Raw genomic sequence first — 14,269 nt, 5'->3', positions numbered from 1 at the left:
TCTTTTTGTTATTGCCCGCAGAACCATGAAATACGGTCGTGTCGGGCGGGAGGTTGTCAGTTAGAAGCGCAAGAGAGTGCGATACACCTATCAAAAGATAGCGAGGGGATCGGGACGGAGCCGAGCGCTGACAGCGGAAGGGGAAGGGGAAGGGGAACATCTCACGGGAAGCCTGGTGCTCGGGTAACCTGAATGCACGCTGGCCACTCCTCCCGCACAGGCCCTGAGAAGCTTTGGATCCGATAGCGAAGCGGCATCAGCGCAATATTGGATCCACTATACCGCTTAGCCCTGTATGACGCGCAGCCCTGGTCTTGACGACTGCTTGGTGGCAAATAGCTCTGCATAGCCCAAAGTAGCATTGGCGTGCTCCTTCATGATTCCCTCCGCCCTAGCGCCTGCGCCATGGATCAACGCGTCGTACACGGCGTGATGCTGCATATGGGCAAAATTAAATCGGCGGTATTCCCGCGCCATGTCATTACGGTCCACAGCTAGCGCGGTGACGGACGCGAACGGAAGGTGGTTGTTGCGCATCAGGGCCATCTCGATGGCGGGATTCCCGCTGGCCTCAATGATCAGACTGTGGAAGCGCATATTCAGATCCTGATAAGCCTCCAGGTCATCGTCAGTGACGAATCCCTTCGCAAATAACAGATCCCCTTCTTCCAGGCATTGCTGAAGACCCCGCAGGCACTCCTCGGACAAGCCTCGCTCAGCGGCCTGCCTGGCCGCCAAACCTTCCAGCACCCCCCTGACCTCAACCGCCCCCGCAATTTCCTCGGGACTAACCCCCCTGACCAGATAGCCCCGGGCGCCGGCCCGACTCAACAGGCCCTCCTGCTCCAACGTGCGAAAAGCAATACGAACCGGCGTCCTTGAGACCCCAAGCGCCTCAGCAGTGGGTATTTCAGCCAGCCTTTCGCCAGCCGCGAGTTCGCCAGAAGCGATCATTTTTCGAAGGGTCACGAGGACATGCTGCCCGGGCTTGCTCATCTTCAACTCCCAAAAAAGGACTACGCACCTGCGTATTGGATTCAAAAATCCCGATTGACATCTTACCTCGGCGTGTGAGCAAACTAAATTGGATCCAATAACAACAATCCCGTCTGGGAGGAGTCAATCATGTTCCTGAAGAACGCCTGGTACGTTGCGTGCACACCCGATGAGATCGCCGACAAGCCACTGGGGCGGCAGATTTGTGGCGAGAAGATCGCCTTTTACCGTGGTGCCGAAGGAAAGGTCCACGCCGTAGAGGATTTCTGTCCCCACCGCGGCGCCCCGCTTTCGCTTGGTTTCGTAAGGGACGGACAGCTCGTTTGCGGTTATCACGGCCTGGTAATGGGCTGCGATGGAAAGACCGTCTCGATGCCCGGCCAACGAGTGCAAGGCTTCCCTTGCATCCGCTCCTTCCCGGTAGTCGAGCGGTACGGCTTCATCTGGATCTGGCCAGGCGACGCCACCCTTGCCGATGCCAATGAGATCCACCACCTCGAATGGGCTGAAAGCCCCGACTGGGCTTACGGCGGTGGCCTGTACCACATCCAATGCGACTATCGACTGATGATTGACAACCTGATGGACCTGACGCACGAAACGTACGTGCACGCGTCAAGCATTGGCCAGAAGGAGATCGACGAAGCTCCGGTTGCCACTCATTCCGAAGGCGACACCGTCATCACTTCGCGGTACATGAGCAACATCATGGCCCCACCCTTCTGGCAGGCGGCGCTCCGCGGCAACAACCTTCCGGACGATCAGCTCGTTGACCGCTGGCAAATTTGCCGTTTCACCCCTCCCAGCCATGTGCTGATCGATGTTGGCGTGGCGCTGGCAGGCAATGGTGGAATCAATGCGCCCGCGAATCTCAAGGCCAACAGCATCGTGGTCGATTTCATTACACCGGAGACAGAAACGTCGATCTGGTACTTCTGGGGAATGGCCCGGAACTTCCAAGCCCAGGACCAAGCACTCACGGAACGCATCCAGGAGGGCCAAGGGAAGATCTTCGCCGAAGACCTCGAGATTCTTGAGCAACAGCAACGCAACCTGCTGGCTTACCCCGAACGCAAGCTGCTCAAGCTGAACATCGACGCAGGTGGCGTCCAATCCCGTCGCATCCTTGATCGACTCATTGCTCGTGAAAGCACCACGGAGGTCATGTGATGGAAGTAGTCGTCACTGCAATCGCAGTCGAAGCGGAAGGCATCAAAAGCTTCGAATTCCGCAGGGCCGATGGTGCGCATTTACCCGCATTCAGCGCCGGATCTCACATCGACGTGCGCACCCCCGATGGTCACCAACGCCAGTACTCGCTCTGCAACTCACAGGATGAGCGAGACCGCTACCTCGTCGGGGTGCTGAAGGAACCGAACTCACGGGGTGGCTCCAAGTCGATGCATGAGCAATTGGAGGTCGGCGCCCGGGTCGAAATTAGCGAGCCGAAGAACCTGTTTCCACTCCACAACGCGACCAAGCGGAGTCTGCTGTTCGCCGGCGGCATCGGCATAACCCCGATCCTCTGTATGGCGGAGCGCCTAGCAACAATTGGCGCCGACTTTGAGCTGCACTATTGCTCACGCTCTGACGACCGAGCGGCGTTTGTCGACCGCATCAAGTCATCGTCCTTTGCAAGTCGCGTGCATTTTCATTTCGACACCGGCCCCGAAGAGCAGAAGCTGCAGGCCAGCGTCGTCCTCGGCGAGCCAGGAGATGGCGTTCATCTATACGTCTGCGGCCCTGGCGGATTCATGGACTTCATTCTCAACACCGCGCGGGACAGCGAATGGAGCGAAGACCACCTCCATCGGGAATACTTTGCTGCCCAACCAGCGTCCGCGCCAGGTGCGGATCAGGCATTCGAAGTCCAGGTCAGCAGCACCGGTGAGGTGTATACCGTTCCGGCAGAAATGAATGTTGTCCAAGCCCTGGCAGAGCATGGAATCGATATCCCCTATTCTTGCGAACAAGGCATCTGCGGTACCTGCACTACACGCGTACTAGGTGGCGAGCCGGATCATCGCGATATGTTCCTCTCCGCGGAGGAGAAGGCAGCGAACGACCAGTTCATGCCTTGCTGCTCTCGAGCCAAAAGCTCCCGCCTCATCCTAGATCTTTGATCCTCTCTGCCCATGCTCAAACCGGCTTCATTGGGCCGGTTTGAGCCCATCCCCTTACCCTCTCCGAGTAGTTAGTCGAGATCAGGCTATCCAAGGATAGGTGTCCTAACACACAGCTCCCTTCATCGTGTATCTGCCAATAACAATAGTGCAGGAGTGCTTCGATGAATTCGATGACGTGGGGCGATGCCCGTGTGGACCATTCCGGTTTCCAACGAGACGAGTTCGTTGTCGAAGGAACTCGGACTATTGTCTACAGCGCTGGTCAGGGAGAACCGCTCGTGTTCTTTCATGGTGCCGGCACCTGGCACGGCATCGACTTTGCCCGCGCATGGATCGATCGTTTTCGCGTTATCCTGCCCTATCACCCCGGTTTCGGTGAGTCAGATGATAGTGAGTCAGCCAGTAACTTCCATGGCTACATAGATCACTACCGAAACTTATTCTCCCTGATGAATCTAAGTCGATTTCATCTCGTCGGCTTTTCCCTCGGCGGCCGACTGGCCGCTGAGTACGCAGCCGAAAACACTGAGCAAATTACGAAACTGGCTCTAATTGCTCCAGCTGGTCTCGAAGTGCAAAACATCTCGCTTCCGGACCTTCGCGAAGTAAAGCCGGAAGAATTCCCTGCCTACATGGTGAACGATCTCTCCACGCTCAAGCGTTACCTTCCTGACGGCTTCGATCCGCAGTTCATAAAGATGAGAGAAAGAGAGACGTCGTCGACAATGCGACTGCTTTCGGATGGGTTCAACAACTTATCAATGCCTGAGCTACTCCAGAAGCTGAGCATGCCCTCCCTAATTGCATGGGGACAGGAAGATCGGCTTCTTCCAGCCCCCCTCGCTGTGCACTGGCATAAACACCTACCTAATGCACAAATCCAATTCTTTGCAGATGCAGGGCATCTAGTTCTGGACGAGTCCGTCGTTGCCAGGGAAGCAGTTGCGAAGTTTCTTTCAGCCACACCGAACAAGAACGAGCAGTAAGCCTGCTTGCTAGGAGTACCCCATGTCTGCCGAATTTCTAGATCTGATAATTTCCGCCATTAGATCGGAAGCTAAAGACACTCTTTCGTTTGAACTTAAGTGCGCGGACGGAAAAGAACTTCCCGAATTCTCACCAGGTGCCCATCTCGAAGTTCACCTCTCTAATAGCCTGATTCGTCACTATTCGTTGTTCAACGACTCGACTGAGCGCAAGCGATATCAAGTAGCGGTGAGCCTTGCCCCCGAGAGCCGGGGCGGCTCTAGCTTCCTTCACGGCGGCCTCAAGGTTGGGCAAACCCTGCGAGTCCGGCCTCCGCGCAACAATTTCCCGCTAGTCGCTGACGCTGAACACTACAACTTCATTGCCGGCGGGATCGGGATCACCCCGATGCTTTCCATGGTTCGCTGGTGTGAACGTCAAGGTAAGAATTGGCACTTGCACTATCTCGCCCGCACGAAATTGAGAGCCGCATTTTACGAAGAGCTTCTGGGCTTCGACAGAGAGAAAGTCACATTCCATTTCTTAGACGATAGTAACGGAACCCAATTTGATGTCGAATCGGCAATCTCACAGATGCGCTCCGATAGCCACATCTATTGCTGCGGACCTATGCCGCTCATGCAACGCGTTGAGCAGGCCGCTTCAACTCGCCCTTCTGATCACGTTCACTTTGAATGGTTTAGTGCTCGACCAAAGGACGAATCAGAAGTCAACGATGGGTTCAAACTTATTATCAAGAGTACCGGACAGGAATACCTAGTTCCCGCGGACAAAACCATTCTGGATGTCCTCGAAGAAAATGACTACATGATCCCTTACTCCTGCCGCGAAGGCATCTGCGGCAGTTGCGAGGCAACAGTTGTATGCGGAACACCGGACCATCGAGACACTGTGCTTTCGGACGAAGCAAAAGCAGCAGGAAAAACCATGCTGGTTTGCGTTTCGCGCTCTAAAACACCTGTTCTTGAACTGGATATCTAACAGCAGTAGTGCACAGCATCGTCGATGCATCCATGAAAGCGAAATAAAACTTCAAATCTATCTTTCGATAGATGACCTGTGCGGTCCTACAAGTATTTTTACTGATGTGCTGCAGCAATATTAATAAGAGGTCAGTGAGGAGATCCGATGCAACCATTTTCCTACAACGCACTTCCTGCGCGTGTGATATTTGGCTTCGATACGCTTCGCCAGGTTGCTGAAGAAGTTCAGCTACTTGGATGCAAACGCGCGCTTGTTCTATCAACGCCGCATCAAAAGGCAGAAGCGCAGCATTTATCGAATTCCCTCGGGGAGCTGTCAGTCGGTACGTTCACTGAGGCCACCATGCACACTCCCGTCGAAGTTACGGCGCGGGCGGTGGAGCACGTCAAGCGCCTAGACGCTGACTGCGTCATTGCTCTTGGGGGAGGATCGACAATCGGCCTTGGCAAAGCCATCGCACTTAACACCGACCTTCCCCAGATCGCCATTCCGACCACTTATGCCGGGTCGGAAGCCACCCCGATCCTCGGCCAGACCGAAAAGGGTATCAAGACCACACAGCGGACCCTAAAGGTCCTGCCGGAAGTCATCATCTATGACGTGGAGCTTACCCTTACCCTCCCGGCGCAGCTGACTGTCACGTCCGGTCTGAACGCAATTGCTCACGCTGTCGAGGCGCTGTATTCGAAAGATGCCAACCCACTGATTTCGATGCTTGCCGAGCAAGGCATTGCCGCAATTGCCCGCGCCATTCCTCGCATCCATGCCAACCCAAATGATCGCGAAGCACGCTCCGATGCCCTCTTTGGCGCTTGGGCGTGCGGTACCTGTTTAGGCGCGGTAGGCATGTCCCTGCACCACAAGCTGTGCCACACGCTCGGCGGCAGCTTCGATCTACCGCACGCGGAGACCCATACCGTGGTGCTTCCTCATGCGGTTGCCTACAACGCGTCGGCTGCTCCGGAAGCCATAGCGCGTGTTGCCCGAGCGCTCGGAGTCGATGACGCAGCCAAGGGGCTGTACGACTTGGCCACCAAGCACGGTGCTCCGAAAAGCCTCGCTGACATCGGCCTTCGTAGAGAAGACGTGGCGCGCGCGGCTGACATCGCCTGTGCCTCCCCTTACTGGAACCCCCGAACGATCGAACGAGCAAGCATCGGCGAGCTCCTCGAAAACGCTTTCCTCGGCATCCGTCCTAACTCCAACTAAAACGCGCCTGGAGAACCTCATGGAAATCAATCCGCATATCCTCCGCCATCACCACATTACCCTGAACGTCGGCGGTGCCCAGGAAGACTACGACTTCCACACCAAGGTGCTCGGACTGAAGAGCGTCAAAAAGACCGGTCTCTACGACGGAAACGAGCCGATTTACCATCTCTACTACGGGAACGACCTCGGCGAAGAAAGCACGCTGGTCACCTGCTTCCCGATGCGTCAGTCCGGTCGTAAGGCCCGCCGTGGCTCTGGCCAGGTCAAGACTCTCGCCCTTTCGGTACCAGTCTCCTCGCTTAGCTTCTGGGAGAAGCATCTTTCCAGTTTCGGGTTCAAGCCGGCCTTCATGGAACGATTTGGCGAGAAGCTCCTGCAGTTTGCCCATCCATGCGGCATCGTCTATGAGCTAGTCGGCATTGCTGACGACAACCGCAAGCCGTACTCCAATGGGGCTATCCCAAGCGAATTTGGTATTCGTGGAACCCACGGCATTACGGTCACGGTTCGCGATCTGGAGAACTCCTCCGAGTTCATGCATTACGGCTGGAGCGGGAAGCAGCGAGAAGTCGATGGTGCATTCACCCGCTTCGAGGTGGGCAATGGTGGTACCGGCACCATCATCGACTTCGAGCTCGCACCCAATCTGCCGCAGGGTTCCTGGGCCTATGGCGAGGGCACCGTTCACCATTGCGCCTTCGAAGTCTCCGACCTGGAGATCCAACGCAGCGTCAAGCTGCATCTCGAAGGCCTTGGTTATACCGACGTTTCCGACCGCAAAGATCGCGGCTACTTCGACTCGATCTACGTTCGCACGCCTGGTGGTGCCCTGTTCGAAGCCTCGGTGTCCAAGCCTCAGGGTTTCCTCGTCGACGAGTCGTACGAGAATCTCGGCGGAACAATCCAGATTCCGCCACAGCTGGGCGCCAATGCTCAGGAAATCGCGGCATACCTCGAACCACTCAAGTACTGAGGACAGAGGCATGTCCCCTACCCCACATCTGGACCAACCTGCTCACGAGTTCGGCCCGGCACCAGAAGCTACCGGCATGGCGGTAATTCTGATCCACGGCCGAACGCAAGGACCGCAGGACATGGTCGCGATTGCCGATCGCCTCAACGTGCAAGACGTTTCCTACGTAGCGCTGCAGGCGAGCGACAACAGCTGGTATCCCGACAAGTTCATGGCACCGCTGGAGAACAATCGGCCGCATCTCGACCACGCTCTCGCGCGCGTGGAAGTAGCAGTCGGACGCCTTGAAGATCGCGGCATTCCCCGATCCCGGATCGTCCTACTCGGTTTCTCCCAAGGCGCATGCTTGGCCTGCGAATTCGTTTACCGCAATCCAACTCGTTGGGGCGGATTGGTCGCCTACACAGGTGGACTGATCGGGCCGGAGCAAATGACCTGGCTACTTGATCGGAAGCTGCAGCGGACCCCTATCTTCCTGGGAAATGGAGATGCCGATCCGTGGGTTCCTCTAGCCAGGACCGACCAGACCGCAACCGTCTTTGGCCGCATGGGCGGCGACGTGGAGCTTGAGACTTATCCAGGGCGCGAACACGCCGTCTGTGACGACGAAATCGCCCACGGCCGAGCAATCATCCAGTTGCTCAAGCAATCCGTTTCAGCACAAGTAGACAGCAGAGGAAGTAACGAATGAGCTTGCCAAGCATTGGCTTCATCGGCTTGGGGACCATGGGCGAACCAATGGCTACCAGGCTGGTAGAAGCAGGTTATTCGCTGACGGTTTTTGATCTCAACACTAGTTCGGTGAGCCGCCTCGTAGCGATGGGCGCAACCTCCGCCCACAGTCCGGCCGAAGTTGCAGCTCAAGCCGAAATCGTACTCGCCAGCTTGCCGACCCCCGACATCATGCTCAAGGTCGCTCTGGGTGAAAACGGCGTCTGCAACGGTGGCAAGGTCCGAGTGTTCATCGACCTGTCCACATCTGGCCCGCGGGCAGCCAAGCAGCTTGCCAGCGGACTGGCAGCACATGACATCACAGCGCTCGATTGTCCTGTGAGTGGCGGAGCGGCAGGAGCCCGCAAAGGGACGCTCGCCTTGATGGTGTCGGGTCCTGAGCGCGAGCAAGCGGAGACGACCCCGATCCTGAAAAACCTCGGGAAAGTCATTTCCTGCGGCAACGAACCAGGTCTGGGTCAGACGATGAAGTTAGTGAACAACCTGGTCTCGGTCACGGCTTTGGCAGTTTCCTGCGAAGCCTTGGTAATGGGCGTTAAAGCCGGGCTGGATGCGAAGGTCATGCTCGACGTCTTCAATGCTGGAAGTGGCCGTAACAGTGCAACCACCGACAAGCTCCCTCGAGCGATCCTCCCTCGCACGTTCGACTTCGGGTTCACCACCGGCCTGTCACTGAAGGACACCCGCATCTGCCTGGAAGAAGCCGAGGCCATGGGTGTGCCGATGCCCGTCGGGAGTGCCGTGCGGCAGGTTCTGAACATGACCCGCGCAACTTACGGCGAGGGAGCTGACTTCACTCGAATTGCCTGCCTCATCGAACAGTGGGCGGGCATCGAAATGCCTGCGATTCAAGTCCAAGACAACGCATAGGAATAGAGAATGAACCGAGAGCTTTTTGAAAAGGGCTTTGCCAATCGTAAAGCCGTACTGGGTGCAGAACACGTCGAGCGTTCTTACGCTGCAGCGGATAGCTTCAATAAGCCGATGCAGGAGCTGGTTACTGAGTACTGCTGGGGCGCGGTATGGGGTGATGAAACCCTCCCGTTCAAAACGCGGAGCATCATCAACCTTGCTGCACTGACAGCGATGAACCAACACCACGAACTGGGCGTCCACGTGAAAGGTGCCTTGACCAACGGTGTCACTCGGGAAGAAATCCGTGCTGTGCTAATGCAGGCTGCAATTTACTGCGGCGTGCCGGCTGCTCTTGCTGCTTTCCGAGTAGCCAGCGAGGCAATCAAGGCTTGGGATGCTGAACACGCCTGAGTCATCAAAGAACCCGCTCTGCAATGGAGCGGGTTCTGATCCAAACCTCGTGCATCAAAACGACAGTTGCGAGTTCAAGACCATGAGTCCTCATCAGTTGCGTGACGACTCTCCTTCCTAGCCTGTCACGCCCTACCCCTGGGGCAATCGTTCGATAGGTGTTCTGAGGCATTACCACTGCAATTGTTATACGAGCCCGAGTGCACGGTTCGTTGCTGCGCGGCACAAGCACGACCGCAACCAACAAAAAATCCAAGTAACGAGGAACATCTGGAATGATCAAGTCTCGCGCTGCGGTGGCCTTCGCCCCCAATCAGCCACTGCAGATCGTTGTAGTCGACGTAGCGCCGCCCAAGGCGGGCGAAGTCCTGGTGCGCATCGTGGCGACCGGCGTCTGCCACACCGACGCCTACACCCTGTCCGGTGCTGACTCCGAAGGCGTGTTCCCCTGCATCCTCGGTCACGAGGGTGGTGGCATCGTCGAGGCCGTAGGTGAGGGCGTCACCTCGCTGGCGGTGGGCGACCACGTGATCCCGCTCTATACGGCCGAGTGCCGTGAGTGCAAGTTCTGCAAATCCGGCAAGACCAACCTCTGCCAGAAAGTGCGCGCTACCCAGGGCAAGGGCCTGATGCCCGACGGTACCAGCCGTTTCAGCTACAACGGCGAGCCGGTCTACCACTACATGGGCTGCTCGACTTTCTCCGAATACACCGTGCTGCCGGAAATCTCCCTGGCGAAGATTCCCAAGGACGCCCCGCTGGAGAAGGTCTGCCTGCTCGGCTGCGGAGTGACCACCGGCATCGGTGCCGTGCTCAACACCGCCAAGGTAGAAGAAGGCGCCACCGTAGCCATCTTCGGCCTGGGCGGTATCGGCCTGGCAGCGATCATCGGCGCCAAGATGGCGAAGGCCTCACGGATCATCGCCATCGACATCAACCCGGACAAATTCGAGGTGGCCCGCGAGCTGGGCGCTACCGATTTCGTCAATCCGAAGGAACACAGCAAGCCGATCCAGGACGTCATCGTCGAGCTCACCGACGGCGGCGTCGACTACAGCTTCGAGTGTGTCGGCAACGTCAACCTGATGCGCGCCGCGCTCGAGTGCTGCCACAAGGGTTGGGGCGAGTCCGTGATCATCGGCGTGGCGCCCTCCGGTGCCGAGATCAGCACCCGTCCGTTCCAACTGGTGACTGGCCGCGTCTGGCGCGGTTCGGCCTTCGGCGGCGTGAAGGGCCGCACCGAACTGTCGAGCTACGTGGACAAGGCACAGCAGGGCGCGATCCCGTTGGACACCTTCATCACCCACACCATGACCCTGGATGACATCAACAAGGCCTTCGACCTGATGCACGAAGGCAAGAGCATCCGAACGGTTATCCAGTTTCAAGACTGAGTCTAACGACCCAGTTATCCAAGGCCGAGAGCAATGCTCTCCAGCCATCTTTAGACCCACAAAGAGAAATCACAAGATGTCCATCTTCACGCACGTAACTGTTGGCACCAACGACCTGGCCAAAGCCCGTAGCTTCTACGACAACGTTTTGGGTGCGCTGGGTAATAAGCGCATTGCAGATCTTGGCGAAAATGGCTCTATCTGGGGCGTAGACGCTCCGTCCTTCTTCGTACTGAAACCTGCAAACGGCGAACCTGCCAGCGTAGGTAACGGTGTCACTGTTAGCTTCGAAGCACCCAATCGCGCCGCCATTGATGCGTTCCATGCCGCTGCCCTTGCTGCCGGCGGTAAAGACGAAGGTGCTCCCGGCCCGCGTGGTTGGGCTCCGAACGCATACGCCGCATATGCTCGCGACCTCGATGGGAACAAGCTGGCGGTTTACTGCTTTAAAGCTGAGTAAGCACATCAGGCGCCGAACCTAAGGCGCTATCGAAGGCGCACTGCCGTTGCATGCATGTGCGCCCTCCTCCGAAACCAATAATCACGAACTTTCAGTGGTTCCTCTGGAAACCACCGAATCCCGAAACACTCGCATGAGTGGAAGGAGTTGGCATGTCTGGTAATCGTGGTGTCGTTTATCTCGGTGCGGGCAAGGTCGAAGTGCAGAAGATCGACTACCCGAAAATGCAGGATCCCCGCGGCAAGAAGATCGAGCACGGGGTGATTCTGAAGGTGGTCTCCACCAACATCTGCGGCTCGGACCAGCACATGGTGCGCGGCCGTACCACCGCCCAGGTCGGCCTGGTGCTCGGCCACGAGATCACCGGTGAGGTGATCGAGAAAGGCAGTGACGTGGAAAGCCTGAAGATCGGCGACCTGGTTTCCGTGCCGTTCAACGTAGCTTGCGGCCGCTGCCGCTCCTGCAAGGAAATGCACACCGGTGTCTGCCTCACAGTCAACCCGGCCCGCGCCGGCGGTGCCTACGGCTATGTCGACATGGGCGACTGGACCGGCGGCCAGGCCGAGTACGTGCTGGTGCCCTACGCCGACTTCAACCTGCTCAAGCTGCCGGACCGCGACAAGGCCATGGAGAAGATCCGTGACCTGACCTGCCTCTCCGACATCCTGCCCACCGGCTACCACGGCGCGGTCACCGCCGGCGTCGGCCCGGGCAGCACCGTGTATGTCGCCGGTGCCGGCCCCGTGGGCCTCGCCGCCGCCGCTTCCGCCCGCCTGCTGGGCGCCGCCGTGGTCATCGTTGGTGATGTGAACCCGGTGCGTCTGGTGCATGCCAAAGCGCAGGGCTTCGAGGTCGCCGACCTGTCCCAAGACACCCCGCTGCACGAGCAGATTGCTGCTCTGCTGGGCGAGCCGGAAGTGGATTGCGCCATCGACGCTGTAGGCTTCGAAGCGCGTGGCCATGGCCATTCCGGTGCGCAACACGAAGCGCCGGCCACCGTGCTCAACTCGCTGATGCAGGTCACCCGCGTGGCCGGCAAGATCGGTATCCCCGGCCTCTACGTCACCGAGGACCCGGGCGCTACCGATGCCGCAGCGAAGATCGGCAGCCTGAGCATCCGCTTCGGCCTCGGCTGGGCGAAATCCCACAGCTTCCACACCGGCCAGACTCCGGTGATGAAGTACAACCGCGCGCTCATGCAGGCGATCATGTGGGACCGCATCAACATCGCTGAAGTGGTGGGTGTGCAGGTCATCAGCCTGGACGACGCACCGCGTGGCTACGGCGAGTTCGATGCCGGTGTGCCGAAGAAATTCGTCATCGACCCGCACAAGACCTTCAGCGCAGCCTGAATCGATTCTACCGTCGACGCCGCGATCTGTGCCTGCGGCGTCAACCTTAAGGAGCCTTCGGGCTCCTCTTTTTTCCCACAATCAATTAACGAGTGAGCATCCGGTCCCCGCTGACTGCCCATCCCTATCACAACCACAGGGCACGCCCAATCGTTGGAGTGAGTAGGATTGAGCAGAGTTTACGGCACACGGCCCACTCACTTGGGACACACAGCGAGCACATCCGTTTGAACCTTCAAGATGCCACCTTGGCCCTCTTCCTCACCGCTCACATTCATGGCACCAATGCAGCCATCAAGGCCACAGCCAAGCGCTGCGCCAATTGCCTTCCCCACAACAAACGGGACTTGATGCTCTCTATCATTGACAGCACCGAGCCGCTCAAGCTGGTCAGGTACATTGCTGAAAACCTGGACTCTGCCGATATGGGGCAGTACGCGCCTTAAAGCTCAGCGACAGTTGCTATTACCTGAATTGTGCCTACTGGGTGAACGGAACCCTATGGACTTGCCCCTATCAAACCGGACACCGGCACCCCGTTAAGTTGATGCCTCAGCCAAGCGCCTGAACTCTCGTGGTGAGCGGTAGTTCAATGCGCTGTGCGGATGTTCCTCGTTGTAATGCTCAAAGGCGATGGCCAGATTATGCAGGGCCGTCGCTCGATCAGGCTTGGGCATGTGGTGGATGTAGTCACGCTTCATGGTCTTCACGAAGCTCTCCGCCATGCCATTGCTCTGCGGGCTGCACACTGGGGTGGTCAGGGGCAGCAGGCCGATCTGTCGGGCAAAGGCTCGGGTCTGTTCGGCGGTATAAGCCGAGCCGTTATCGCTCAGCCATTGCACCGGCGATGCGGGCAGTTCGCCACCGAAGCGTTGTTCAACAGCTTCCAGCATCACGTCGCGGACATCGTCGCCGCTGTAGCCGTTTGGGCTGGCCACCCAGCTGATGGCTTCGCGATCACAGCAGTCCAGGGCGAAGGTCACACGCAGTTTGTCACCATCCTCGCAGCGGAACTCGAAGCCATCCGAACACCAGCGGGTGTTGCTCGTGTCCACCGCGACACGACCTTCGTGACGCCGTGCCACGCCCGGCTGTTTGCGCCGGCGCTCCAGCAACAGATCGTGGTCACGCATGACCCGGTAAATCCGCTTCACGTTGACCGGTGGCAGGGCCTGTTGCTCATGCTGTCGACGCAACAGCCCCCACACCCGCCGATAGCCATAGCTGGGCAACGTGCCGACTGCCTGCTTGATCTGTTCGACCAGGACTCCATCGTTGAGCGCCCGGCGCCGACGCGGCTGCGGCCCTGGAGCGGGCTGTTTGAGTCGAGCCGTCAATTGCGAGCGCGCTACACCGAGACTTTCACTGACCGCTTTCACTGGTCGTCCCCCGGCAACAAGGGTGAGTGCGCAAGCCATTTTCGCGAGCGAGCGATCTCCACCGCTTCCTTGAGGATCTCGGCCTCCATGGTCTTCTTGCCCAGCATCCGTTGCAGCTCGCGGATCTGTTTCAGCGCGTCGGCCAACTCAGAGGCCGGCACCACGGCCTCACCGGCACTGACCGCCGACAGGCTGCCGTCCTGATAGAGCTTGCGCCAGTGGAACAATTGGTTGGGATTGATGCCATTGCGCCGGGCCACCACCGAGACGCTTTGCCCGGGTTCGAAACTTTCGCGCACCATGGCCAGCTTCTCCTCGGCACTCCAACGGCGGCGCCGCTCCTGGCCGAGCACTTCGATGGTTTTGTCTTTGCTGGTAGTCATAAACACAGTCGTTTGCCTATCCCTT

15 protein-coding genes are annotated in these 14,269 nt (G+C 58.2%); 13 read left to right on the top strand and 2 right to left on the bottom strand.

The genetic code is table 11. The features are described from left to right. Positions 1–285: 285 nt before the first annotated feature. The gene (locus E8E75_RS29230) at positions 286–996 is read right to left on the bottom strand and encodes a GntR family transcriptional regulator (protein ID WP_179060080.1); all 711 of its coding nucleotides are present in this window, start codon (positions 994–996) and stop codon (positions 286–288) included. A gap of 129 nt (positions 997–1,125) precedes the next feature. Here E8E75_RS29230 and E8E75_RS29225 point away from each other — a divergent pair, with 129 nt between their 5' ends. The 13 genes from E8E75_RS29225 (at position 1,126) to E8E75_RS29165 (ending at position 12,928) form a co-directional block, all read left to right on the top strand. Further along, positions 1,126–2,166 (top strand): aromatic ring-hydroxylating dioxygenase subunit alpha, encoded by a 1,041-nt coding sequence (locus tag E8E75_RS29225; RefSeq protein WP_280360126.1) that lies wholly within the window; start codon positions 1,126–1,128, stop codon positions 2,164–2,166. After that, complete coding sequence (locus tag E8E75_RS29220; protein ID WP_280360125.1) at positions 2,163–3,119, top strand: PDR/VanB family oxidoreductase; 957 nt, start codon at positions 2,163–2,165, stop codon at positions 3,117–3,119. Before E8E75_RS29225 ends, E8E75_RS29220 begins: the two co-directional genes overlap by 4 nt. A gap of 164 nt (positions 3,120–3,283) precedes the next feature. After that, complete coding sequence (locus tag E8E75_RS29215; protein WP_280360124.1) at positions 3,284–4,108, top strand: alpha/beta hydrolase; 825 nt, start codon at positions 3,284–3,286, stop codon at positions 4,106–4,108. Positions 4,109–4,130: 22 nt separating this feature from the next. Next, complete coding sequence (locus E8E75_RS29210) at positions 4,131–5,090, top strand: PDR/VanB family oxidoreductase (RefSeq protein WP_280360123.1); 960 nt, start codon at positions 4,131–4,133, stop codon at positions 5,088–5,090. A 147-nt stretch (positions 5,091–5,237) separates the two neighbouring features. Further along, a complete protein-coding gene (locus tag E8E75_RS29205; RefSeq protein ID WP_280360122.1) occupies positions 5,238–6,302 on the top strand; it encodes a maleylacetate reductase in 1,065 nt (354 codons plus the stop codon). 19 nt (positions 6,303–6,321) lie between these two features. Beyond that, positions 6,322–7,278, top strand: coding sequence for a VOC family protein (locus tag E8E75_RS29200; protein ID WP_179060086.1), 957 nt, complete (start codon positions 6,322–6,324; stop codon positions 7,276–7,278). A gap of 10 nt (positions 7,279–7,288) precedes the next feature. Next, positions 7,289–7,969, top strand: a complete 681-nt coding sequence (locus E8E75_RS29195) for a dienelactone hydrolase family protein (protein WP_179060087.1) — start codon at positions 7,289–7,291, stop codon at positions 7,967–7,969. After that, complete coding sequence (locus E8E75_RS29190; protein ID WP_179060088.1) at positions 7,966–8,880, top strand: NAD(P)-dependent oxidoreductase; 915 nt, start codon at positions 7,966–7,968, stop codon at positions 8,878–8,880. The genes E8E75_RS29195 and E8E75_RS29190 overlap by 4 nt, the downstream gene beginning before the upstream one ends. 9 nt (positions 8,881–8,889) lie before the next feature. Next, positions 8,890–9,276, top strand: coding sequence for a carboxymuconolactone decarboxylase family protein (locus tag E8E75_RS29185; protein WP_179060089.1), 387 nt, complete (start codon positions 8,890–8,892; stop codon positions 9,274–9,276). Between the two features lie 275 nt (positions 9,277–9,551). Continuing rightward, positions 9,552–10,670: an S-(hydroxymethyl)glutathione dehydrogenase/class III alcohol dehydrogenase gene (locus E8E75_RS29180; RefSeq protein ID WP_280360120.1), complete on the top strand. Its 1,119-nt coding sequence runs from the start codon at positions 9,552–9,554 to the stop codon at positions 10,668–10,670. 76 nt (positions 10,671–10,746) lie between these two features. Next, positions 10,747–11,130 (top strand): VOC family protein, encoded by a 384-nt coding sequence (locus E8E75_RS29175; RefSeq protein WP_179060091.1) that lies wholly within the window; start codon positions 10,747–10,749, stop codon positions 11,128–11,130. 152 nt (positions 11,131–11,282) lie between these two features. Further along, positions 11,283–12,482 (top strand): formaldehyde dehydrogenase, glutathione-independent, encoded by a 1,200-nt coding sequence (gene fdhA, locus E8E75_RS29170; RefSeq protein WP_280360119.1) that lies wholly within the window; start codon positions 11,283–11,285, stop codon positions 12,480–12,482. Between the two features lie 248 nt (positions 12,483–12,730). Further along, positions 12,731–12,928, top strand: a complete 198-nt coding sequence (locus tag E8E75_RS29165) for a hypothetical protein (RefSeq protein ID WP_348530035.1) — start codon at positions 12,731–12,733, stop codon at positions 12,926–12,928. Between the two features lie 93 nt (positions 12,929–13,021). Here the strand turns inward: E8E75_RS29165 and E8E75_RS29160 are convergent. After that, positions 13,022–14,244, bottom strand: a protein-coding gene (locus E8E75_RS29160) for an IS3 family transposase (RefSeq protein WP_280360116.1) whose coding sequence is annotated in 2 segments (ribosomal slippage) — positions 13,022–13,899 and positions 13,899–14,244 — 1,224 coding nt in all. Because the reading frame shifts where the segments join, the coding sequence is not laid out codon by codon here. Positions 14,245–14,269 lie beyond the last annotated feature (25 nt).

This window comes from Pseudomonas sp. BN606 (genome assembly GCF_029873115.1).
Classification (GTDB): Bacteria; Pseudomonadota; Gammaproteobacteria; order Pseudomonadales; family Pseudomonadaceae; genus Metapseudomonas.
Note: the sequence above shows the minus strand (reverse complement) of the source record. Positions and strands in the feature narration are given on the sequence as shown.

Excerpts from the sequence above, each read along its gene's own strand:
- E8E75_RS29205 (WP_280360122.1), top strand. The coding sequence starts at position 5,238 with ATGCAACCATTTTCCTACAACGCACTTCCTGCGCGTGTGATATTTGGC.
- E8E75_RS29225 (WP_280360126.1), top strand. The coding sequence starts at position 1,126 with ATGTTCCTGAAGAACGCCTGGTACGTTGCGTGCACACCCGATGAGATC.
- E8E75_RS29200 (WP_179060086.1), top strand. The coding sequence starts at position 6,322 with ATGGAAATCAATCCGCATATCCTCCGCCATCACCACATTACCCTGAAC.
- E8E75_RS29175 (WP_179060091.1), top strand. The coding sequence starts at position 10,747 with ATGTCCATCTTCACGCACGTAACTGTTGGCACCAACGACCTGGCCAAA.
- E8E75_RS29185 (WP_179060089.1), top strand. The coding sequence starts at position 8,890 with ATGAACCGAGAGCTTTTTGAAAAGGGCTTTGCCAATCGTAAAGCCGTA.
- fdhA (WP_280360119.1), top strand. The coding sequence starts at position 11,283 with ATGTCTGGTAATCGTGGTGTCGTTTATCTCGGTGCGGGCAAGGTCGAA.
- E8E75_RS29190 (WP_179060088.1), top strand. The coding sequence starts at position 7,966 with ATGAGCTTGCCAAGCATTGGCTTCATCGGCTTGGGGACCATGGGCGAA.
- E8E75_RS29210 (WP_280360123.1), top strand. The coding sequence starts at position 4,131 with ATGTCTGCCGAATTTCTAGATCTGATAATTTCCGCCATTAGATCGGAA.
- E8E75_RS29180 (WP_280360120.1), top strand. The coding sequence starts at position 9,552 with ATGATCAAGTCTCGCGCTGCGGTGGCCTTCGCCCCCAATCAGCCACTG.
- E8E75_RS29230 (WP_179060080.1), bottom strand. The coding sequence starts at position 996 with ATGAGCAAGCCCGGGCAGCATGTCCTCGTGACCCTTCGAAAAATGATC.
- E8E75_RS29195 (WP_179060087.1), top strand. The coding sequence starts at position 7,289 with ATGTCCCCTACCCCACATCTGGACCAACCTGCTCACGAGTTCGGCCCG.
- E8E75_RS29215 (WP_280360124.1), top strand. The coding sequence starts at position 3,284 with ATGAATTCGATGACGTGGGGCGATGCCCGTGTGGACCATTCCGGTTTC.